General features: G+C 52.5%; 20 protein-coding genes. 12 read left to right on the forward strand and 8 right to left on the reverse strand.

The window, feature by feature from the left end; translation table 11 throughout:
• A partial coding sequence (locus tag CKL79_RS23840) for a DUF6399 domain-containing protein (protein ID WP_240518777.1) occupies positions 1–130 on the forward strand: 130 nt, incomplete at its 5' end.
• Between the two features lie 981 nt (positions 131–1,111).
• Here the strand turns inward: CKL79_RS23840 and CKL79_RS09545 are convergent.
• Positions 1,112–1,813 carry a response regulator transcription factor gene (locus CKL79_RS09545; RefSeq protein WP_121969360.1) on the reverse strand — a complete coding sequence of 234 codons (702 nt, stop codon included), beginning with the start codon at positions 1,811–1,813 and terminating at the stop codon, positions 1,112–1,114.
• Between the two features lie 189 nt (positions 1,814–2,002).
• Between CKL79_RS09545 and arsS the strand changes: the two genes are divergently transcribed.
• The 4 genes from arsS to CKL79_RS09565 all read left to right on the forward strand — a co-directional run bounded on the left by arsS (position 2,003) and on the right by CKL79_RS09565 (position 6,487).
• Positions 2,003–3,046, forward strand: a complete 1,044-nt coding sequence (gene arsS / locus CKL79_RS09550) for an arsenosugar biosynthesis radical SAM (seleno)protein ArsS (protein WP_121969361.1) — start codon at positions 2,003–2,005, stop codon at positions 3,044–3,046.
• A 170-nt stretch (positions 3,047–3,216) separates the two neighbouring features.
• The gene (locus CKL79_RS09555) at positions 3,217–3,987 is read left to right on the forward strand and encodes a TVP38/TMEM64 family protein (RefSeq protein ID WP_121969362.1); all 771 of its coding nucleotides are present in this window, start codon (positions 3,217–3,219) and stop codon (positions 3,985–3,987) included.
• Between the two features lie 42 nt (positions 3,988–4,029).
• Positions 4,030–4,704, forward strand: coding sequence for a TVP38/TMEM64 family protein (locus CKL79_RS09560; RefSeq protein ID WP_121969363.1), 675 nt, complete (start codon positions 4,030–4,032; stop codon positions 4,702–4,704).
• Between the two features lie 124 nt (positions 4,705–4,828).
• Complete coding sequence (locus tag CKL79_RS09565; RefSeq protein WP_121969364.1) at positions 4,829–6,487, forward strand: mechanosensitive ion channel domain-containing protein; 1,659 nt, start codon at positions 4,829–4,831, stop codon at positions 6,485–6,487.
• A 1,285-nt stretch (positions 6,488–7,772) separates the two neighbouring features.
• Here CKL79_RS09565 and CKL79_RS09575 read toward each other — a convergent pair.
• The 4 genes from CKL79_RS09575 to CKL79_RS09590 all read right to left on the reverse strand — a co-directional run bounded on the left by CKL79_RS09575 (position 7,773) and on the right by CKL79_RS09590 (position 9,998).
• Complete coding sequence (locus CKL79_RS09575) at positions 7,773–8,414, reverse strand: hypothetical protein (RefSeq protein WP_121969366.1); 642 nt, start codon at positions 8,412–8,414, stop codon at positions 7,773–7,775.
• Between the two features lie 55 nt (positions 8,415–8,469).
• Positions 8,470–9,264 (reverse strand): tryptophan synthase subunit alpha, encoded by a 795-nt coding sequence (gene trpA / locus CKL79_RS09580; protein ID WP_121969436.1) that lies wholly within the window; start codon positions 9,262–9,264, stop codon positions 8,470–8,472.
• 108 nt (positions 9,265–9,372) lie between these two features.
• Positions 9,373–9,705 (reverse strand): DUF3007 family protein, encoded by a 333-nt coding sequence (locus CKL79_RS09585; protein WP_121969437.1) that lies wholly within the window; start codon positions 9,703–9,705, stop codon positions 9,373–9,375.
• Between the two features lie 50 nt (positions 9,706–9,755).
• Positions 9,756–9,998 (reverse strand): NAD(P)H-quinone oxidoreductase subunit L, encoded by a 243-nt coding sequence (locus CKL79_RS09590; RefSeq protein ID WP_121969367.1) that lies wholly within the window; start codon positions 9,996–9,998, stop codon positions 9,756–9,758.
• 683 nt (positions 9,999–10,681) lie between these two features.
• Between CKL79_RS09590 and CKL79_RS09595 the strand changes: the two genes are divergently transcribed.
• Entirely contained in the window at positions 10,682–12,079 is a 1,398-nt protein-coding gene (locus CKL79_RS09595) for a hypothetical protein (RefSeq protein WP_121969368.1), read from the forward strand.
• 24 nt (positions 12,080–12,103) lie between these two features.
• On the opposite strand, the gene larC is transcribed toward CKL79_RS09595, so the two are convergent.
• Positions 12,104–13,582, reverse strand: coding sequence for a nickel pincer cofactor biosynthesis protein LarC (gene larC / locus CKL79_RS09600; RefSeq protein WP_121969369.1), 1,479 nt, complete (start codon positions 13,580–13,582; stop codon positions 12,104–12,106).
• Positions 13,583–13,708: 126 nt separating this feature from the next.
• Here larC and CKL79_RS09605 point away from each other — a divergent pair, with 126 nt between their 5' ends.
• On the forward strand, positions 13,709–14,362 hold the full coding sequence (locus tag CKL79_RS09605; RefSeq protein ID WP_121969370.1) for an L-threonylcarbamoyladenylate synthase: 654 nt from the start codon (positions 13,709–13,711) through the stop codon (positions 14,360–14,362).
• A 374-nt stretch (positions 14,363–14,736) separates the two neighbouring features.
• A complete protein-coding gene (locus CKL79_RS09610) occupies positions 14,737–16,167 on the forward strand; it encodes a HetZ-related protein (protein ID WP_240518770.1) in 1,431 nt (476 codons plus the stop codon).
• A gap of 137 nt (positions 16,168–16,304) precedes the next feature.
• On the opposite strand, the gene CKL79_RS09615 is transcribed toward CKL79_RS09610, so the two are convergent.
• A complete protein-coding gene (locus CKL79_RS09615; protein ID WP_121969371.1) occupies positions 16,305–17,018 on the reverse strand; it encodes a response regulator transcription factor in 714 nt (237 codons plus the stop codon).
• Positions 17,019–17,647: 629 nt separating this feature from the next.
• Between CKL79_RS09615 and CKL79_RS09620 the strand changes: the two genes are divergently transcribed.
• Complete coding sequence (locus tag CKL79_RS09620; protein WP_121969372.1) at positions 17,648–18,292, forward strand: CPP1-like family protein; 645 nt, start codon at positions 17,648–17,650, stop codon at positions 18,290–18,292.
• Positions 18,293–18,299: 7 nt separating this feature from the next.
• On the opposite strand, the gene CKL79_RS09625 is transcribed toward CKL79_RS09620, so the two are convergent.
• Complete coding sequence (locus tag CKL79_RS09625) at positions 18,300–19,274, reverse strand: VOC family protein (RefSeq protein ID WP_205879045.1); 975 nt, start codon at positions 19,272–19,274, stop codon at positions 18,300–18,302.
• Between the two features lie 410 nt (positions 19,275–19,684).
• On the opposite strand from CKL79_RS09625, the gene CKL79_RS09630 reads away from it, so the two are divergent.
• From CKL79_RS09630 to CKL79_RS09640, 3 genes are all read left to right on the forward strand, one after another.
• Positions 19,685–20,041 carry a septal ring lytic transglycosylase RlpA family protein gene (locus CKL79_RS09630; protein ID WP_240518771.1) on the forward strand — a complete coding sequence of 119 codons (357 nt, stop codon included), beginning with the start codon at positions 19,685–19,687 and terminating at the stop codon, positions 20,039–20,041.
• A 72-nt stretch (positions 20,042–20,113) separates the two neighbouring features.
• Complete coding sequence (locus CKL79_RS09635) at positions 20,114–20,842, forward strand: 16S rRNA (uracil(1498)-N(3))-methyltransferase (protein WP_121969374.1); 729 nt, start codon at positions 20,114–20,116, stop codon at positions 20,840–20,842.
• A gap of 132 nt (positions 20,843–20,974) precedes the next feature.
• The gene (locus CKL79_RS09640; protein WP_121969375.1) at positions 20,975–21,259 is read left to right on the forward strand and encodes a metalloregulator ArsR/SmtB family transcription factor; all 285 of its coding nucleotides are present in this window, start codon (positions 20,975–20,977) and stop codon (positions 21,257–21,259) included.
• Positions 21,260–21,279: the final 20 nt, after the last annotated feature.

The following is a 21,279-nucleotide window of genomic DNA, read 5'->3' on the forward strand; positions in this document are numbered from 1 at the left end:
CACCGCTGCTCAACGCTTATTTGGCCATCAGTTTCCTGACCTATTTGAGTGGGTACTCAGCCATCATACTGAGCTGCCTTTGCCCAGAAAGGCAGCTAAAGCACATCAGCCCAAGCCCCTGCACGCATAGCTTTTCCCGGCTTAAGTTGGTACCCTGTATCGGCTGTAGATAGAGTCTGGAGGCGGTGTCACTTGATGAGCTGAACCATTGCTGCTCCTAATACTCACATATGGCGCTTCTAAGCCAGCTTCAGAGTTTTCATTACCTGAAACGTTCATCAGGATCTCGCTAGTGAAATTTTCAATCAGAAAAAGGGCTTTATTACAGGTACTCAACTGAGTTATGTTCCGAGATATAAGTCTTATTGGTTGATTAATAGATTATTTTGAGTCTGTCTCACCCTGACTTATGCATATCTCTACAGGAAAATGAGTTTAATTCTGAGTTGACAGTGTGTCAACCACCAATGTGTCAACCATCAGTGTCTCTCGAAATTGCTCTGGTCTTGTCCCAAAATCCCTGAAATCGCATTGTTACGTATTTTTCTCAAAAGATCACTAGAAAACCGTATCTTTTTTTGAAGCCAATGAAAAATAGCCCATAAAAGCTCTGCTTTTCGAAGTTTCCTAACTGAACTGCGTTCAGTCCGTATTTTTTGAAAGCAGTAAGGCGCAATATTATACATCGTTAAACAAGGCGCTATAAATTCACTTGAAGGCGATCACCCATGCATACTGTCCAGGCAAAAATAGACTGGTAAAATACTCAATCTTTCTTTGCAGTGAGAGAAGCTAGCAAGGAAATTTTAGTCATTTTTTAGTAAGCGAAATAAACGGAGAGGCCAGGTCTTAAAGAACGTATTTGTGAACGTTCTTAGCCGAAGAAGAAGGGCTAATTTTTAACGTATTTCCAGTTTTTATTTTCTGAAAAAATTTTAGCCAGGCTTTTACTTTACAGGTTTTGACCGCATTAAGAACAGGTCAAAATCAAAAACCTGTAAAGATAAACAGGTGCCTGTAAAAATAAACAGGTGCTGACTGTACGTACAAAGCTGACATTTAGCTTACTTATTGATCCACATCTGTCGGGCGGGTTTATTAGATCTGGGTGCTAAGCAGTTGTGCCAAAACGATAGCCTCTGCCGTATACGGTGTGAATAAGAACAGGTTGGCCGGGCTGCTCAATCTTTTTTCGCAGCAGGCGCATCTGGGCGGCGAGGGCGTTGCTGCTAGGGATGGCACTGCCCCAAACGGCGTCATAGATCTGGGTATGCGTGAGTAGCTGATGGGGCGATCGCATCAAATAAGCCAGCAGCTGCACTTCTTTTTCAGACAGCTCAATGGTCACACTGCCCCGGCTGGCAAACTGATTTTCAATGTCGAGCGTCAGGTCTGCGAATTGGAGGACTGCGCCAGCGGTAGGTGAATTGTCCAAATCTGAGCGTTCTGAGGCAGGCGGGCGGCGCAGCAGGGCGCGGACGCGGGCTAAGAGTTCGCGCAGCTCAAAGGGTTTGACCAGGTAATCATCTGCGCCCGCATCTAGCCCATCAACCCGGTCGTCGAGCATGTCTTTGGCAGTGAGAAAAAGGACAGGGGTGGTTTGAGCCTGCGATCGCACCTCCCGGCAAATTTCTAGACCGCTCTTACCCGGCAGCATCCAGTCTAAAATCAGCAGGTCAAAATTGCCGCTGACGGCCAGGTCATAGCCTGTTTGCCCATCAGTTGCTACAGCTACCGTATAGCCCTGGCGCTGCAAGATGCGGCTCAGCGGCTCGGTCAGTTCTACTTCATCGTCAACTAGCAATATGTGCATTTAGCGCCTGCTGCTCGCTGAGAAATCCCACGGTACTCCTATCTGGCTCTAAGCAAAAACTCAGCATCCCTCTCTCTAATAGTAAAGTGCCAAGCCACGCTGATAGCCCTAACTGTAAAACACTAAGCTGATAGAACCAGCCCCTCGGCTGTAAACCAACCCGTTCATCTCAATACTTTTTCACTTTCTATGGTTCACACTTTCACGTCTCCTTCTGCCGGTTCATCAACCACTGACTTAACTGATCGCTCTCGCCCCGCCATCACGCCCTTTGAGAAAAAACTCGGTAGCCCCCTCACCAAAAATGCCATTAGCGTTTTACAGGTCAACTTAGGCCGCCGTTGCAACCTGGCCTGCACCCACTGCCATGTCGAAGCAGGCCCCCATCGCACCGAAGAACTCTCTCACGAGGTGTGCGAACAGCTCCTGGCAGTAATCCGCCGGTTTGACCAGATCAAAACCGTTGACCTGACAGGCGGTGCCCCTGAGATGAACTACGGCTTTCGCCCGCTGGTAGAAGCCGCTAGAGCCAGCGGCAAAGAAGTGATTGTGCGCTCTAACCTGACCATATTTTTTGAACCGGGCTACGAAGATCTGCCCGAGTACTTCGCCCAGCATCAGCTCCATGTCGTCGCCTCTCTGCCCTGCTACTTATCAGACAATGTCGATGCGATGCGCGGCAAAGGCGTTTACGACGACTCAGTGCGCGCCATCCAAAAGCTCAATGCTTTGGGCTACGGCAAAGACCCTAATCTGCTTTTAGACCTGGTCTATAACCCGCCGATACCGACCTCTACAGATTTTTCGCTGACGCCGGGTCAGGCCGGTCTACAGGCAGACTACAGCGCCTATCTCAAGGAGCACTTTGGCATTGTCTTCAACCATCTTTTTACGATTACCAATCTGCCGATTGGCCGCACTAAGTTTCACCTGCAGCATCGCCATCTGCATCAGCCCTATCTCAAGTTTTTAGAGTCTCACCACAATGCCAGCACGGTAGAGCATCTGATGTGTCGCAATGAGCTGTCTATTGACTACTCAGGCAATATTTACGACTGCGACTTTAACCAGATGGAGGGGGTGCCCGCGCGATCGCCCGACGGCACTGCCCTCACCGTAGAAAAGCTGCTAGCCGCTGACTCTCTCGATGTAATTGAGCAAATTGCTACCCGGCCCTATTGCTATGGCTGCACAGCGGGCAGCGGTTCTAGCTGCGGTGGCGCTTTGCTCTAGCGATCAAGTTTTCGATTGTCCACAGTCACACCCAGTTAAGGAATGATCCTATGAAGGTTTCTAGTCATCAATCTCTTACTCGGCTTCATGCTGCCCCTCACCGCTTACCAGCACAGACTCTGCTGCAGCGGTCAGGTTGGCCTAAAACTGTTCGTCGCGGGCTTAAGCTTATGCTGTTTTCTCTGTTGGGCGGTATGCTGTTGGCTGCGGGGCCAGCTCTGGCACAAGCGGGCGCTAGTCAGGCGGCTGGTCCCTTGGCTATCTTCGGCCAAATTCAGCAGATGCTAGTGAGCCTGGTCACCTGGATTGATGGCCTCGGGCCGATTGGCTCAGTGGTGTTTATCCTGGCTTACATTGTGATCACGGTGGCCTTCTTACCAGCGTCGGTAGTCACGCTGGGCGCGGGCTTTGTCTTTGGCGTGCTTAAGGGCTCTATTCTGGTCTTTATTGGGGCTATGTTGGGTGCTACCGCCGCTTTTTTGATCGGGCGGTTTGTCGCCCGCGATTGGATTGCTCAAAAAGTGGCGGACAATCGCTTTTTTAGCGCGCTCGATGGGGCGATCGCCGACGAAGGTCTCAAGCTGATTTTTCTGATTCGCCTCTCACCTGCCTTTCCGTTCAATCTCTTGAACTATGCGCTGGGTCTGACCAAAGTCACTTTGAAAGACTATGTGCTGGGCACGACTGGTATCATCCCGGGCACCATCATGTACGTCTACCTGGGCTCCTTGATTGGTGATATCGCCATGCTCGGCACTGGCGAAGCCCCCTCTAGCCCGGTTGTTGACTGGATTATCAAAATTCTCATCTTCGTGACGGTGGTTGCCATCACGCTGTACATCACCAAAATTGCGCGTAAGGCGCTTAAAGAGGCGGTACCCGAGGCCGATGCCACATCTGCCGATGCCTCAGAAACAGACGCACCGGCAGATGTGGCCTGATGATCAGCGAATACCCCGTGCTCCCCGACGCCCCCGCTGCAAATGAGATTTAATAGAAAATTTTGGGGTTGCTTTCTCGTTGCCGCCCTTATTGCTATCGCTATCAATGCGGCTGGCTGGCAATCCTTCGCTTTCATTTTTGACCGCAGCGCACTGATTCAGTTTTTTTCTGAGGCGGGCGATCGCGGCACCTCCATTCGCAGCGTCGGGCTATTTCTCTTAGCTCATATTGCAGCCAATGCCGTGGGCATTCCTGGGACGATACTGGTGATTGTCGGTGGGGCGGTCTATGGTCTGTGGTGGGGCGCGGTGTGGTCAGTAATTGGAGCGACGCTAGGCGCTGTCGCTGCCTTTTGGCTGGCTCGCTACCTGCTCTACGACTGGTTTGAGCGGCGGTTTCACCATCAACCCCTGCTCAAAAAACTCAATAGCGCCCTCTGTGACAAATCTCTAGGCTGCGTACTGACCATCCGGTTCTCGCCTGTCTCGCCGTTTAACTTGGTGAATTTTGCCCTGGGGCTAACGCCGGTTCCGGTGTCAGATTATGCCGCTGGCACCCTAATTGGCATTATCCCTGGCACCCTGGCCTATACTTGGCTGGGCGTCACTGGCGCAGAGGCGCTGAGCGGCGGCAAGCTCTTGCCGCTGATCTGCTGTTTGCTGCTGCTCATGCTGCTGTCTGCCATGCCGCTGATCGTAAATCGCACTCAGCCATAGCACACACGCCGCCGCGCCAACCCTGTTAACCTCGTAACTGGCAGAGCACATGCTGAGCTCAAAACAGTATGCTTGATTTGAGCTAGAACCAGAGTGGTTAAGAGATCGTCCAGGTCAGGCAGTTGTGAATAGCAGACCAAACAATAGCAAATTAGATCATCCTCACCACTACAGCAGCAGCGATCCCCAGCGGATTATTCGACTGGTTTTGGGAGCAGTGATGGCATTTACGGTGGCGATCGCCCTCCCCTTTTTGGCCCCTGCCGCGATTTTCCCTGGCAGCATGTTTGCAGTCGATGGCTCAGCACCTGTGGTCGTTGATGGCCACACCGTCTTCAGAGTGACCGATACGGCTGCGACGGCTAGCGCCACTGCCCGAGCCCAAACCATCAGTCGTAGCCTGCAACAGTTCGTCCATGAGGAGAGCCTGCCAGAAATTGGGGTAGATGTCTCCCCTACAGAAGAAGGGCTGTCTACCGTCTGGCTCGGATCGCCTTCGTTGGAAGATCCTCAGATGGAGTTTAACTTTACGGTTACCCCTGAAGACACGACCAGTAGTCTGACTACGGCTGCGCAGGCCCAAGAGTGGGCCGACAAACTTCAAGAGACCTTCATCAAGACCCGGCAGCAGCGCCAGCCTGACTACATTCAGCAGCATCTGTGGCAGGTCCCGGTGGTGCCGCTAGTCGCTGCCCTGGCTCACTGGCTGGCCGGTTTTATCTGGCGCAAATACCTTTATCAACTGCTGCATTCAGCGGCGGATAGCGAATCGGATACCGGCCAGTTCACAACGGTCAATCTGTTTCTCAATGCCACTTTGCTACTGCTGCGGCTGGGCATCTGGATCGGGGCGCTGCTCTATGCCACCAATCTTTTTCCCGACACTCGGCGGGTCAGCCACCGCATCATCTCCAAACTGACTGAGTCTTTTACTGCCGAAACCATTCCGATCGGCGGCAACGCTATCTCCATGCTGGTGATTTTCCGGCTGGTGCTGCTGGTGCTGCTGGTCACCGTGGGCGCGAGGATTATTTCAAATACGCTCAAACGGCGGGTGCTGCAAGAGACAGGCATTAACCGGGGGGTGCAGGAGGCGATCGCGATTCTGCTGCGCTACAGCCTGATTTTTATTGGCTGCATCATTGTTCTACAAGCTTCCGGCATTAACCTCAGTTCGCTGACGCTGCTGGCGAGTGCGCTGGGCGTTGGAGCCGGTCTGGGCCTGCAAAATATTGTCAAAGACATTGGCAGCGGCCTGATATTGGTCTTTGAGCGTCCGGTTCAGGTTGGCGAATTTGTTCAAGTTGGTGAGCAGACCGGCACTGTCGAACGCATTGGGGCGCGTTCTTCTGAAATTCGCACGGTCGATCAGGTCTCAATTATCGTGCCAAATTCGCACCTGTTAGAGAATGAAGTTGTGAACTGGAGTCACCGCAACCCAATTTCTCGCATTCGGATTCCGGTAGGCGTAGCCTATAAATCCAACCCTGAGCAAGTGCGCGATCTGCTCCTCAGCGTAGGCCGCCAGCATGCAGATGTGTTAGCCGCCCCGCCGCCCATGGTGCTGTTTAATAATTTTGGCGACAGCGCGCTTCAGTTTGAGCTGCTGGTGTGGGTTTCTCAGCCCAGCCGTCAGTTCATTATCAAGAGCGATTTGCACTTTGCGCTCGCCGAAGCCTTACGCCAGCACGACATCGAGATTCCTTTTCCGCAGCGCCATCTGCATATAGATTGGAGCAATATGCCAATCCAGCCCGCCCCCTCTCAAAATAACGTCGGCTAAAACAGATCACCCGCCGCGATCTCAGCGAAATATTTGGCGGCTTTTCAGTAACAATTGATACTCAGCAAGAAAAATATACGTGAGGGGTGTCCCCCCTCGCCCAGCAAATCTGAGTCTGGCAAAGCTGCCATTTGATCAAAAGATTTACCGCTTTAGAGAGATTGATAAGCAGCGTAAGCTGACGGCGGGTCACGGTGTGCGCCCGCTTTGTTTTTTTAGTGCGATCGCGCTGAGCCCCCTGAGGTTTTTTAAGAAGCTTCTTAGAAAACCTAACCAGCTTGAGCAAATTATCCGCACCACATTTTAGATAAGAGGCCGTTGGCCTTTGAGCTAAACAGGTTTAGATCAACTTTTGTTCCTTAGCAGTCAATAGGCCCAATAAATTGCGGATATTTTTTAACAATCGAAAAATAGGGCGGAATGATTTTTTCCAGTCAGCCCGCACCTTTGGACATAGCTTAATACAAATAATATTCTCTTAAGATTCATACTCAAAGACATTCCTCTGAGATCGAGATTACACCCAAAGACACGGCATTTCGCTCGGTTGCCCTACTAAGACCGCCAGATTGCCAGTGCAATTTTGCAATAGCTTCCTCTGAGCATTGCTCCAAGCGGCGTGCTAATTGATACGTGTTTTCACTCCGTAAGGATTGATTTCGCGCAATTCACAGTGTAATAATCATTTCTCAGAAAGATTTTAAGTGTATTTATCTAGATAGGAAAGTCAGCGACTTCTGACACCCGAGTTCACAGCCCGGCAAGAGCCGCCAAAAACCACAAAAGATACATAATCTAAATCATTTTCTTTAAGTGAGCAATATGGAGTCCCGTACAAAGGCAGTGATAATACGGAAGGAGATGCGTAACATTTTAATCGCGTAGGCTAATTGTTTGGGCCGCACGTTCTTAACGAACTGTCCCAAAACAACCGTCTCTAGCGATACCAATTCTCAGCGTGATCTCTTTAGATTTTGACTCAGACTCAAAAGATCTTTGTCCTCACCATCGCTATCTGCGCTTAAAAGCGAAAACAATATCTACCATGCCTGCTTTACTTCCACTTCTAGCAATCTTCGCTGTTTTTGCCTTTATTAGCGCTCACTCTGCTCTCTTTCCGCCCCCCAAAAAATCTAAGTCCGCCGCAATTAAGTACGGCGAGGCATTCGAAGAACTCTTGGGAGACATTAACAAGCATAAAAAGCCGTAGATAGGCTACTTGGCTAGAAGCTTGCCCTATTTTCAGACCAGACTGGTTGACCTTAAGCAGCCTCTGACCCAACTGTCAGCCGTTGCTCTGTAGCGGTACCTGAGCCGGTTGAATAATTCCTATTAGCACCGATAGCAGCTTTTCTAGTTCTATGAGAGTGCTGTACAGCTTGGTGTCTTTCAAGATTTTGCGCTCAGCCCGGATAAATTGACCGAACTGCCAGCTATCGCCAGTGGTCACCGCCCCATAGAGAATCGGAGTCTCTTGCCGCGTCCACTGGTCGAGGGCAATCAACTCGGCTCCTAGCTGATTAAATCCGCGACCCAGATCGGCATTCTTGGCTTCAATCACCAACAGGTTTTGCGGGCTGGGAATAAAGTAATCAAAAGTACCTTTGAGTCGCCTGCTGACATCAACCTGGTACTCAATTTTCATCTCCTGGTCTAAATAATCACAGACTGCAAATACAACTGGCGCAATCAGCAGCTCTCGCCGGGCCATTTCGCTCGCTATATTCGTTAAGTCAACCGCTCGCTCTAAACGGTGGCGCAGCTCATCTGCAAACGCAACTGGCTGATCAAATTGAGGAAGCGTCAGTGCCCTGCGCTCAAAGGAGCAATCAAACTCTGCAAAGATATCTTCTGGCTCATAGCTCAGCTCGAAGTACTTGCTAAAGGTATAGCTGGTTTGCGAGTCTAAAATAGTGGGACGATTCATCAGTTGGCCCAGGTAAACTTGTCCCTATGGTATCTACCAGTTCTATTGGCCAGTTCTATTGGATAGCGGCCTTTAGCTGAGCGCAGAATTCACCCACTGCGGCCAGCCCTGCGGCAGGTGTACCATCAGCCAGTCGCTTAACAATCGCGCTGCCTACAATCACCCCGTCTGCGCCCCAGTCTTTTAGCTGCTTGGCCTGAGCTGGTTCGGACACACCAAAGCCTACGCCTATGGGCTTATCAGTTACGCTATGCAGATCGGCTAGCAGGCCTTCGACCCGACTAGCGATTTGCTGACGGACGCCGGTCACCCCCGTGACGCTGACCAGATAGACAAAGCCCTGAGAGCGTTCGGCGATCGCCCGTATCCGATCTTCCGGCGAAGTCGGTGCCACCAACAAAATCACATCAACGCCTACCGCTGCCGCTGGTTTGAGCAGGTTGTCCATTTCCTCCAGGGGCAGATCGGGCACCACCAAGCCTCGCACCCCGGCTGCATAGATATCCTTCAAAAAAGTCTCAATGCCCCGATTGAGAATGGGGTTGTAGTAGGTAAATAAAATAATCGGTGCCGATAGCTTCGGGCTTACCTCCGCGACGAGTTTGAGCACCGCCGCCAAATTCACCCCGCGCTGCAAAGCCCGAGTCGCCGCTGCCTGAATGATTGGGCCATCGGCCAGCGGATCGGAGTAAGGCACCCCTAGCTCGATCATATCTGCGCCATTGCGATCTAGCACTTGCAAGGCTTCGGCTGTCGTCGCCAGATCCGGATCACCGGCTGTAATGAAGGGAATTAGAGCGCACTCATTGCGATCGCGCAGCTGATCAAACCGCTCTCTAACAGACACCATAAAAAAAGACCGGCCCATCTTTCACCGGCAGCCAAAGGACTGCGAGACGGCTATAGCGTCTCTAAAACTCTCTATAAATTTAAGCCACAGAGAAACCTGAGTCTACAGCTAAGCCTCTGCCGATTTCTCTAGCTGCTGCTCTAGTCGCTCTTGCTCTACCTCAGCCTGAAGCTGGGCGACCTCTTCTGGGCTCATTTCTGCCAGCCGCTTTTCTAGCACCGCTTCTTCGTAGTCTTGCAGCTGCTGGTAGTAAGTCATCTTTTTACCCAGCACCCGCGTTAGATAGGTCGCCGTCCAGCCCAGAAGCCCGCCAACAAAAACCACCTGGCTCCAAATGCCCGCCGACAGGCCATCCATGCCAGCCCAAGAAAAAGCCAGATACAGCAGCCCGCCTGCCGCAAAAACGCCGATTCCAATTCCAATTACATCAATTCGCCGCATTTCTAAGCTCACGCTGACTGGCTGGCTGTCTTATCTGCTGAGGCACAGCGCTAGCTGCTGATTTCACGGCGCTGAGGCCGAAAGTTTAGAAAGGGGCTGAGCAGTAAAATTCCTGGGAAGAAAACGAACACCAGCGCGTAGAGCAAAAGCCGCTCTATCGAACCGGCCCCATACCAGCGCTGCTTGAGGTAGAGCAGTAGCGCTCCCGGAATAACGAGTAGATATAGCCCGCCCAGTACCCCGTAGAGAGCTAAGGCAATAAGCGTAGGAGTTTCAAGCGCAGGAAATGTCATCTTTAATGCGGGTTAGGGCAAAGCGTATGGAGCCAGCTTCGAATACATAGACCTATATTAGACCCCGAGCGGCCATTGCAGCGCATCTCTAATCTGAAGTAGCTTTTTACGTGTTCAGATGAGCTGGCATTCGCCCGATTTGCCAAAAGATTGGTTGCATCCAGACCCGCTTGGTGGTGCAATAGATATCTGTGAACTTAGCTGTACCTGATTGCGGTCAATTTCACTGACTAAGGGGGCGTGGCGGAATGGTAGACGCTGCGGACTTAGAAAATCTGGGCCTTGATGGAGAAATCTATCAAGTGGAAGCTCTCAAATTCAGGGAAACCTAAGCTGCTAACCCGTCAGTCGGGCGATCAGTAGGGCAATCCTGAGCCAAGCCAACGGAGAAATCTGACGGAAGGTGCAGAGACTCGACGGGAGCTACCCTAACGTTTAGCCGAGGGTAAAGGGAGAGTCCAATTCTCAAAACTGCTGGGCCACTCAGGTGGCAACCTGGCAGCAGCAGCGAAAGCTGCGGGAGAATGAAAATCCGTTGACTGTAAAAGTCGTGAGGGTTCAAGTCCCTCCGCCCCCATCTCTACTGTTTATCCGAATTTATTTATCCGGATTCTTAGTGTCGCTTTGACAATACAGCTTTCAGCTTTGATACCGGGCAGTCTAGAGATCATCTAAACTGCCGTATGTATATTGCAATGGTTGTAGACAGGAGGTTTCGTGATTCAGAATCTGAACGAGGCGATCGCTTAGAGTCGTCAGTGGAGCCGCTCGGCAGGCCGATGGCACTGCATGCAGCTCAGCAGCAGATCTACAGCGACCTGCTAGCGATGGTCAAAAGCCGAACGCCAGTTGAAGCGCTCGCCGAATTTGAGGCGCTATTTTTTAGCCCGGGTCAAATGCCCGAGCGCGACCTGTCGCCCGCTCTACACCAAATTTTACTGGCAGGCGACCAAGCAGAGTTTTGCAACACTCTCAAGCGTGCCTGCTACATCCTGATCAACAATTGGGATCTCGCCCGGCAAGGGCACATGATTCAGGCGCTGCTATCGCTTTTTCAGCAGCACACCCTGTCTGGGTACAGTGCCATCCCTGGCCTGCAGCGGCTCCATCAGTGGCTAGGCGACTTTATCGCTAGCCTTGACTTTGAAGCGCTTAAGCTATTTGCTCACCAGCGGATCGGCCCTACTCAACCCGGTGGCTGGAGCGATCGCTACGTCGCCTACCATCTGGTCACGCAGTACATTGACAAAAAAAACTCACCCGAGCAGCGCGCCGCTGCCCGCACGCTATCAAAGCGGCTCAAAACCCAGTTTAGATACGACCTGGCTATGTATACGGCTTTTGAGCAGCAGCCTTCCCGGCTGGGCAACCGATATTCTAACCCCACCGTCCTAGGAGATAGCGTGCTCAGGTTGGTCAAGACTATTCTGCTGCGCCAGGGACGATTTAGCCATCGCCACGTTGCCCGCCTCTTTTTGCAGCAAACCGACAATACTCCCTACGCTAGCTACAAGGCGAACCTGGTTGACTATCTCTGTTTTGCCATTAGCCAGTCAGAATTTGTTAACGCAGTCGAAAAGCACCTCAGCGAAAAGCTGCGCCGGCTCTACGCCAAGCATGATGATCGCGTCATTAATTCGTCTTTAACGCTGAGAACCTGTAACCGCATCATCGACGCTTTGACTACTGAAGATGAGTCTGCGCCCTCGAATCTGTTTGTGCTGCTGCTAGCTCAGGGTAACTCGATGAATATTGCCGTGCTGCTGCTGAAAATTTTATTGATTTCACCCAAGTCTCAGCTCTACTTAGAAGCTCGCCTGGCCAATCTGGTTGACTATTATAAGCAGTTTATGGAAGTGGAGTGCCGAAGCGTCATTCAGTTTTTAGAAATTTGCGCGGTTACTTTCGCTATCTACAACCAAAGCGTGGAATACAACCTGGTCAAATTGACAGACGCACCGGTTGATCTCGACGCAGACCTGGAAGAGTTCCGCATTTTTTCGCGGATTGTCAAAGCTGCTCAGAAACGCGCTCAAGATAGCTGGAAACCCAAAAGCCAGCCCAATAAAGTGAGTGATTAGATCGGTGGGGTTATCTCGCTGACGCTACTGCACTGATCCAAGACTGTTTTCCCCGACGCTTTGCCCGTTGCGCTGCCAATGAGCCGCTGCTACCATCGCTGCCTGATGCACCTGTCGCCAGGGGATGTTGTGCGATCGCGCCAATTCAGCGCAGTCTTCATACTCAGGATGAAGGTTGAGCACGGCTCCGCCTGGCTGAGCCCTAGCCACCTTAATCGGCACCTGACCGTAGGTTGTCGTGACTGTGACCATCTCCCGCGCTAGCACAGTGCGCCTTTGCTGCGTCTGGCGAATGCCTAAAGTCGTCGTCTCTCGAAAGAGCATTGATTCACAGGCGCTGGCAGCAGCAGGCGGGCACAATGCCGTCAGTAGCGTGCCTAAGCGGTTTTTTTTCATGGCCACTGCCTGGCTAAACACATCGACAGCGCCTACGGCAAACAGTCGGTCAAAGAGGTAGCCAATGGCTTGAGGCGAGCAGTCGTCTAGCTGTGTCTGCAGTTCAATAATGGGTTCTGTCTCAGGGGCTTCTGTCTCAGGAGCTTCTGTCTCAGGGGCTTCTGTCTCGGGGGCTTCTGCCGATAGCGAGCGGATCGTTGAGGATTTGTCTAAACGCTGCCGAGCTGAACGCTGCTGAACGCCTGCAGGCAGCGTTTCTACCGCACTAGCTTCTACAGTGCCAATCCAGAGACGCAGAATATTGGGCAGCGGCAGATCGCGACCGCCAGCGCCCAGACCGATTTTTTGCAGCGTAAAGCGAGGGGGCGGGCCAAATGACGCCGACAGGGTGGCGGCGATCGCACAGCCTGTCGGCGTCACCAACTCCCGGTCAATGCCATTGCTGTATACCGGCATCTGCGCGCTGGCCATCATCTTCAGCACTGCTGGCACCGGCACTGGCAGCAGGCCATGGTCACAGCGCACCTGGCCGCCCCCCGTGGGCAGCGGCGAGCATATTAGCTGGTCTATCTGTAGCCAGTCCAGCCCTAAGCAAGTCCCGACAATATCGACAATGGCATCCGTTGCGCCGACCTCGTGAAAATGCACTTGCTCAGGCGCAATGCCATGCACAGCGGCTTCTGCCTCCGCCAACCGCCGGAACACTGCCAGGCTCCAGGTGGTCACCCGCTCAGGCAAATCCGCCCGCTGAATCAGCGCTTCAATCTCGGGCAACCGGCGTCCGCTGTGGTGCTTGGGGCTATGCGTATGTTCGTTGTGAGTATGTCCATCGTGGTGGTGCTGGTCGCCGTGATGCCGGTGGTGGTGATGGTTGAGGCGATCGCTGCCGCCATCACCATTAGCCTCCAATAGATCCACATAGACTTTGGTCGCTGCCTGCTGATTGCGCAACACCGATTCGCTCCGCAGGCGAAACTCATCTTGTAACCCGAGCTGGGCCAGCTGACTTTCTAAATAAGAGAGCGGCACACCCGCGTGAACCAACGCCCCCAGGCACATATCACCCGCAATTCCGGTCGGACACTCTAGGTAGGCTAACGTTTTCATAAGCATAGGTTCACAGGTGCAAAAACCTTGTCAAAGGCAGGAGAAAATACGGTGACGCTGACCTAACGGCAGATCTCATTCTTTATTCCTAGCTGATACTTTTTACCAGATACCCCCGCTACAGCCATGGCCACCGTTTATAAAATTCATCCTCAGACCCCTCAACCCCGTAAGATTGCTGCGGTACGCGACGCCCTGAGGCAAGGGGCAGTCATGCTGTATCCCACCGATACCGTCTACGCCATCGGCTGCGATCTCAATGCCAAGAACGCCCTGAAGCGGGTTCGCCAGCTCAAGCAACTCTCTAACGATAAGCCCCTCACTTTTCTCTGCTCCTCGCTATCAAATGTAGCTAGCTACGCTAACGTCAGCGATCCGGCCTACCGCATCATGAAGCACCTCATCCCTGGCCCCTATACCTTTTTACTGCCCGCTACCAAGTCAGTCCCCCGGCTGGTGATGAACCCCAAGCGCCGCACCACCGGCATTCGAGTACCTAAAAGCCCCTTGTGTTTAGCCCTGATCGAAGCGCTGGACAATCCGGTTATCTCCACCTCTGCTTTATCTATTATTCGCAATTCTCCAGAAGATGACACAGAAGCTTTATCAAAGGCCGATCTGTTTGACCGGATGGAAAAGCAAGTAGACGTAATTCTAGATAGCGGTTCTGAACTCAGATATCAGGTGTCCACAATTTTAGACCTGACGGGCGACTCTCCCCAGATAGCTCGTCAGGGGCTGGGCTGGCAAGAGGCCATCACCTGGGGCGCGCAGCTGTAGCGGCTCTGCGCCTGAACCCTGAATAACTTCGTCACTCCAAAACAAGTAGCCCAAGAAAGCAGCCTGAACTAGGGGACGCTATAGACCCTTATGGCAACTGTCATATCAGGCTAATCGGCTTCTCTCCTGCACCTGACTGTGCTTTAGAACGCTAGATCCTTTACACAGCAAAGCACTCAGGTTTATCTATGCAAATCCCATCAAGAATCTTTAATGTATGTGACAGTCGCTATGTGACAGTTGCTTGCATGACTGCCACAGCAGCTTCTAAGAATCAGATTCGTATTCTCTAAAGTGAAAACGTCGAACCCGGCAAGCGCGTCTGTTCTATAGCTGCTTATTCCCGTCTGACTTGTGCGTTACCGAAGAGAATTATGGATCCATCTACTATGCTTAATCCGCTTTCCAACGACCGCCCCGACTGCCACCAGTCCAAAGTTACTTTTTATACTACCGATACCCAACAGACTCATCCGGATAAACCAAAGAAAACGCTCAGCCGTCACCAGGGTCAGTCAAAGGTTGGCGCCCAGGTACCTGCAAAAGCCCTGCATCCCAAACCAACGGGAGATTCTCCTGCAAATCAAGAGGTGATCGACAGCAGTATGCCTGCTCTAGCCAATGGTGATGAGCAAACGCTCTGCCCGGTCGATCAAAAGCTGATTGATGTTCTAACCGCCGAGATCAACGCTGAAATTTCGACCAGTGCAAAGGTTGTTAACGCAGTAGCCACTCGCCTGGCTATTGAGGTTACGCGCATCTGTCGCAAGAGCACCCGCATTCAGGCCTCTGGTGAAGTGAATGCCTGGCAGAGATCGCTGGCTCAAAACCGCATTAAAAAATACCTTGACTACTACCTGCTGGGCTCTCGTCAGGGCCGGGTGGAACTGCATAGTCGTCTTAGTGCGATCGCCTATCGTTACATCGCCCCTGCGAGGACTCAGCTAGGGTTTCAAGGGCGCTGCACGCTGCTAGAAGACTTTTTGCAAGGCTTCTATATCGAGGTGCTCAAGGCGTTTCGTCGCGAAAACCATCTGCCGGCAGACTATACGCCGCGCACGCGCCTAGAGCTGTCAGAGTACATGGCCTTCAGCGAGCACTACGCCAAGCGGCGCATCTCACTGCCGGGCTGTTACAACCAGCAGCTAGTCGTTTTACGAGCGCAGGCGTTTGCCCGCAGGCTGCCGGCTGAGACTTCGGTCGATATAGAAATGGCCGTGGATTCGCCCAAAGGTGACGATGCCGATGGCTTCTTCCGTTCGCCCGCAATTCAGCAGATTCGCGAGCGGATGGTGGCCGATACGACGGACCCGTCTGAATCGGTACTGCGCGATCGCATCATCCGCGAGCTGATCAAATACCTCCAGGAACAAGATCAGCAGGCATGCGTTGACTACCTCACCTTGCGGTTGCAGGACATGGCCGCTTCGGAGATCGACGAAGTCTTAGGGCTGACCGCCCGGCAGCGAGATTACTTGCAGCAGCGCTTTAAGTATCACGTCGAAAAGTTTGCTCAGTTTCATAGCTGGGAGCTGGTGCATCAGTGGCTAGGCGCTGACCTGGATAGAAACTTTGGCCTTGCTCCCCGCGAGTGGCAGATATTTCTAAACCAGCTCACTGCCGAGCAGGCTCAGCTGCTAGATCTTAAGCAGCAGCAGGCGCAAGACCCTGACAATGGGCCTTCTGATACGGCGATCGCCCAGCAGCTCAAATGGACCCCCAAGCGAGTAGAGCGTCGCTGGGGTCAGCTGATCAGCCTCGCCTGGAAAGTGCGCAATCAGCACCATCAGATCGCTCAAGCATGAGCCAGCAAATGCAAAAGCCTTTCCCACTATCTTCTACAGCGGGAAAGGCTTCTGTGTAGCCAGTATTCGAGGTTTGCTTTAGCTGTGTAGTTTGGGCCGTATAGTCTGAGCCGTATAGTCTGCTTTGATCTGCCGCTTTACTGCGCCACAACCTCGGCCTCGGCAGGTGGCTCAAACTTATACCCAACGCCACGCACCGTCTGAATTAGCGTGGGTTGAGTCGTGTCAATTTCAATCTTCTTTCTAATCTGACCAATGTGGACATCCACTACTCGCTGGTCACCCACATATTCATAGTCCCACACCTTTTGGATCAGCTCTGAGCGCCGCCATACCCGGCCCGGATGCCCTGCCAAAAAGTGCAGCAGATCAAACTCCAGCGCTGTTAGCGGTACGATGTCGCCTGCTAGCGTCACTTCCCGGCGAATAGGGTCAATCGCCAGCTTGCTGAAGGTCAAGCACTGCTGCTCAGCTACCGTTACCGGGCGCTGGCGCTTTAAGATAGCGCCCAGTCTCACTTCCAGCTCGCCCAGGCTAAAAGGCTTAGTAATATAGTCATCTGCGCCCGTATTGAAGCCGCGAATCTTATCGGCCTCATCGGTACGGCTAGTCAGCATCAATACAAATACGCCGGTTCGTGACTGCATCTCTTTACAGAGGTCGTAGCCATTCGCATCCGGCAAGTTGACATCTAAAATAACCAGGTCGGGGTTGAACTGCTCAAACATTGCGAGCGCGCTTTTGCCATCCTCAGCCGATTCCATCTGGTAGTCTTGCTTCGCTAAAAAGCGGTGGATCAGGTTACGGATGGCGGGTTCGTCGTCAACTACAAGGATCTTGGCATCGGCCATAGCTTAGAAATCCTGATACTAAAGCAAATAAAAGGTAGCGTAGATTTGATTACGCCAGCGGAAAGCTCTTAGCTAAAGAGCATTCGGTGCGAATGGCGCTATCGATAGGTTTCTCTACTTTACTTCTTGATATAATAGAAGCCTCAGTAAACTTTTCATAATTCACTCATACCTTAACAAAAAAACCCTCTCTTACCGAGTCGCAAGTCGCCTATAAATATTTGCTGACCTTAGAATTTTGTGACTGAGCATAGGTTGCCGATCAACCCCTCACATTTGGGCCGGTAGCGCTGGCGCTGCTGCATCAGGGCAAAGAGACGAGCCCAAAAGGCAGGCACTCACTTCATCAAACGTTTTTACGCTTAGCAACTTTTTGGGCGTTGGCCTTTTCAAACATTCTCTAAGGGGCATTCTCGTTTCGGTCGATCCACGGTTAAACTAGGGCTAAGGGTTTAGGTTGGCCATAGCTGTGAGATTCTATTTTGACAAATCTCAGTCATAAGGTCAGTCAGAGATAAGGTCAATCAGCTATAAGATCAACCGGAAAATCTGCTAACCCGATGGCGCACAAGCGTACCTGGCGCAGCGGCATTACACGACCAGGTCATCGATTCGGAGATGGTTTAGGAATGAGCGAACAAAACGTTTATTACGAAACGTTAGGGCTAACAGAGGCGTCTTCTTTCGAAGAGGTTCAGTCTGCTAAAGCGCGCCTGGTTGCAGAATGCGAGGATAACCCTCAGAAAAAAGAATCTATCGAAGCCGCCTATGACGCGATTTTGATGGAACGCCTCCGGCTGCGGCAAGAGGGCAAGATTAAAGTGCCTGATCGCATTCGCTTTGCTGAAAAGCAGGCCAAATCATCTGTGCCAACTACTGCTCGCAATAGCCCATTAAGCAACGTTGGGTCGCAGTGGTTTACAGACTTACTCGACCAGCCCGAAAGTAGTAATGAGCTGCTCTGGCCATCGATTATTTTTGCGGGCTTGGCCGGGCTGAGCTGGGTGCTAACGTCTGAGGACGCCCTCGGCGCTTCTCTTGCCCTGGCGCTAGGCATGATGTGTGCCGTCTATTTTCTCAATCAGAAAACGCGAAAGCTCTGGCGTTCTATGGGTCTAGCGGCGGTCGGCTTGGCGGTCGGCTTGGGGCTGGGATTGATAGTCGTACAGATTTTTAGCAGCCAGGGGACAGCGTTGAGCGATAGTCAGGTATCCTCTCTCTCAACCAGTATTACCCTGCTAGTGCTGTGGTTTTTCACGGGCTTCCTACGGTAGCTAGCGCTCAGCTCAGGTGACCTCGCTTTCTCTGGGCTCGCTCAATGGCTTCAAAGAGCGCTTGAAAGTTGCCTTCCCCAAATCCTTGGGCGACCTTAGTTTGACCGTTTTCTCGGTAGGCACTGCGCTGAATAATTTCAAAGAAAAAGGTAGGCTCCGCAAAAATTGGCTGAGTGAAGGTTTGTAGCAGCATTCCCTGCTGTCCACCAGCGGCCCAGTCGAGTAAGAGCTGCTGCTGGCTAATAGCCGAGATATCGCCCAGAGGGCGGTCTGGTCGCTGGCAGAGATCTTCGTAATAGGTGGCTGGCACGCTGATTAAGTCGAGCCCCTGCTGCCGGAAGTGGGCGATCGCTTCCACCGCATCTGCGCAGCGCAGCGCCACGTGCTGCACCCCGGACCCCCGGTTATGGTGTAAAAATTCTTGAATTTGAGAATTGCCCGAACTGGGCTCGTTGATCGGTATTTGCAGCGTGCCCTGAGGATGAACTAAAACCTGACTGCGCAACCCTGAGTAAGCCGTATTGATGTCGAATCGCTGCCCGGGCAACAGACCAAACAGCTGCTGATACCAGTCTGAGGCAGCAGCCAGCTCACCCTGGGGCACATTGATCACCGCGTGATCAATCGCTGAGAGCTGAGCGGCCTTTGTTTGCTGCGTCAGTATCCACTGCGACGACACCTCGACTATCGTGTGGCGCAGGTCGGCCCAGCCCTTTAGCTGACACTGCCGCTGGCCAGTAGTATCAACGCTGACTTCGCCGAGCAAGGCGGTTTGCGCCTGGGCCTGCCTTAGCACCTGGTCAAACTGGTCAGTGGCAAAGGCGATATCGACTAAGCCCGGCGGATGACGCTGTAGATAGCGATTGACCAGCGAGGGCTGCTCAGAGGTCTGCTCAGAGGGCGGACCAAATGAAGGGCCAGACAAACGAATCTCAATCGCCCCCTGTACCAAAGCCTCAGTAGCCTCAGCGGCTGAAGTCAACGCCGGCTGGAAACCGAGTTTACGAACAAACCAGTCTCGCCAGAGCTCAGCATCTGTAACGTAGAAATGCAGATGGTGAAAGTGCATGGTCTCTTCAGTCGTCCCGGGGGACAGATAAGGTTAGCGCCCTTGCTGCAGGCGGGATCGGCCTATAAAAGCGGCATCTGTCTATCCACTTAAACCATAGGGCACAATAAGCGCCGACAGTAAGCACCAATGGTGCAAGTCGGCATTCATCCGCTGCCAGGTGGTCCTGAAAAGGGTACTTGCAAATGCCGAGTAATCATCAGCTCGGCCTTGATCTGAGCTTTTGGTCTGGACCTCGTCCGCTGGTCAAATGTTGCGAAAGATTGCATTTATTTTCATCGCTTGGGATAATGGCGGCGCTAATCAAGTAAGGAGTGGTTAGATTGATCTCTTTGAAGCATCTGTGCGTTCTGAGTAGTTTGTCAGCTGGTCTGCTGACGCCCGTCGCGGCGCTGGCTGAGCCGATGCATGTGAGCTGGTACGGCCCCGGATTTGACGGTAACTATACCGCTAGTGGCGAAATATTTGACCGCTACGACCACACCGCCGCCCATCCTGACTGGCCTTTCGGTACGCTGGTTCAGCTGACTAATTTTGACACAGGCGCAACGGTGACTGTGCGGATCAATGATCGCTCTGGTGGTGCTCTTGATATTTCTGAGCAGGCGGCTCGCGACTTGGGCACCTACAGCGAAGGTATTAAGGCTGTAGATGTAGAGATTGTGCAGTGGGGCTACTAGCTAGCCGTCTACTAGCTAGCTAACCTCATAGCAATAGGCCAGGTCTTTTAGCATTGAGGTCTAAGGAAGCGGGTGCAGCGGATTACTATTAGCGCCGAGCAGCATCAGGGGTCGTCACTGACACTGGCAGCGGAGCAGATTCACTATTTGCTGAGAGTGCTGCGACTGCGGGCGGGCGATCGCTTCATTGCTCAAGACGGGGCAGGCCAGCAGTGGATAGCCGCCCTGACTGACCAGCCAGATCAAGCTCAGATTATCGAGGCGATCGCCGCTCAATCTCTGCCGTCTGTGCCACTTCGGCTGATAGCAGCCCTACCTAAAGGCAACAGCTTTGATCAGGTCGTGCGCCAGACCACCGAGCTAGGCGCGACTCATATCTACCCGGTGCTGAGCGATCGCACTTTGCTCAAACCCAGCGATAGCAAGCTGCGCCGCTGGCAGCGCATTGCCCAAGAAGCCGCCGAACAAAGCGAGCGGGTAACCGTTCCTGAAATTTTTGCGCCCACAGACTTTCGGCAATGTCTAACCGACATGGACAGCGAAGGACTGCGCTATCTCTGCGCCGCTCGCACCGACCGACTTCACCTATTGGCCCATTTGCAAACTCACCTGGTCTCGGCACATTCACCTGCGGTCACTGTAGCGATTGGGCCAGAAGGTGGATGGACTCCAGATGAAATTACGGTCGCTAGCGCTCAGGGCTATGAAGTTGTTTCACTAGGAGCCGCAGTTTTACGGGCAGTCACCGCGCCAATTACCGCACTAACCCTCATCACAGCCGCGAGAGAACTCTTGATATAGCTTGATTTCATCGTATATGCCCGGATGTCCAAACCAATTTGTCTTGACTAAGCTGTGGACATCTAGCGTCACTGGAGACTACTCCACAACGCAGATATTCGGCGCTATCTCAGGTCAATCTTATTAATCACAATGGCAAAATCATCGGATACCGTTTTTTCTGGTTTTCATGCGCTTTCCGAGCCCATCCGTATTCAGGTTATTGAACTGCTGCAAGAAGGCGAGTTTTGCGTAGGTGATATGTGCGATCGCCTCAGCATTGCCCAGTCTAAGCTGTCTTTTCATCTCAAGACCCTCAAAGAAGCCGGACTGGTGACAGCCAGGCAACAAGGCCGTTGGATGTACTACAGCCTGAACGCCGATCGCTTTAATGACCTCGAAGGCTATTTGAGCGGCTACGGCAGCTATCCCCGCTAAGGCCACTATCCCCGCTAAGG

The sequence above is a fragment of the Leptolyngbya sp. BC1307 genome, assembly GCF_002286735.1.
Lineage (GTDB): Bacteria > Cyanobacteriota > Cyanobacteriia > Phormidesmidales > Phormidesmidaceae > Phormidesmis.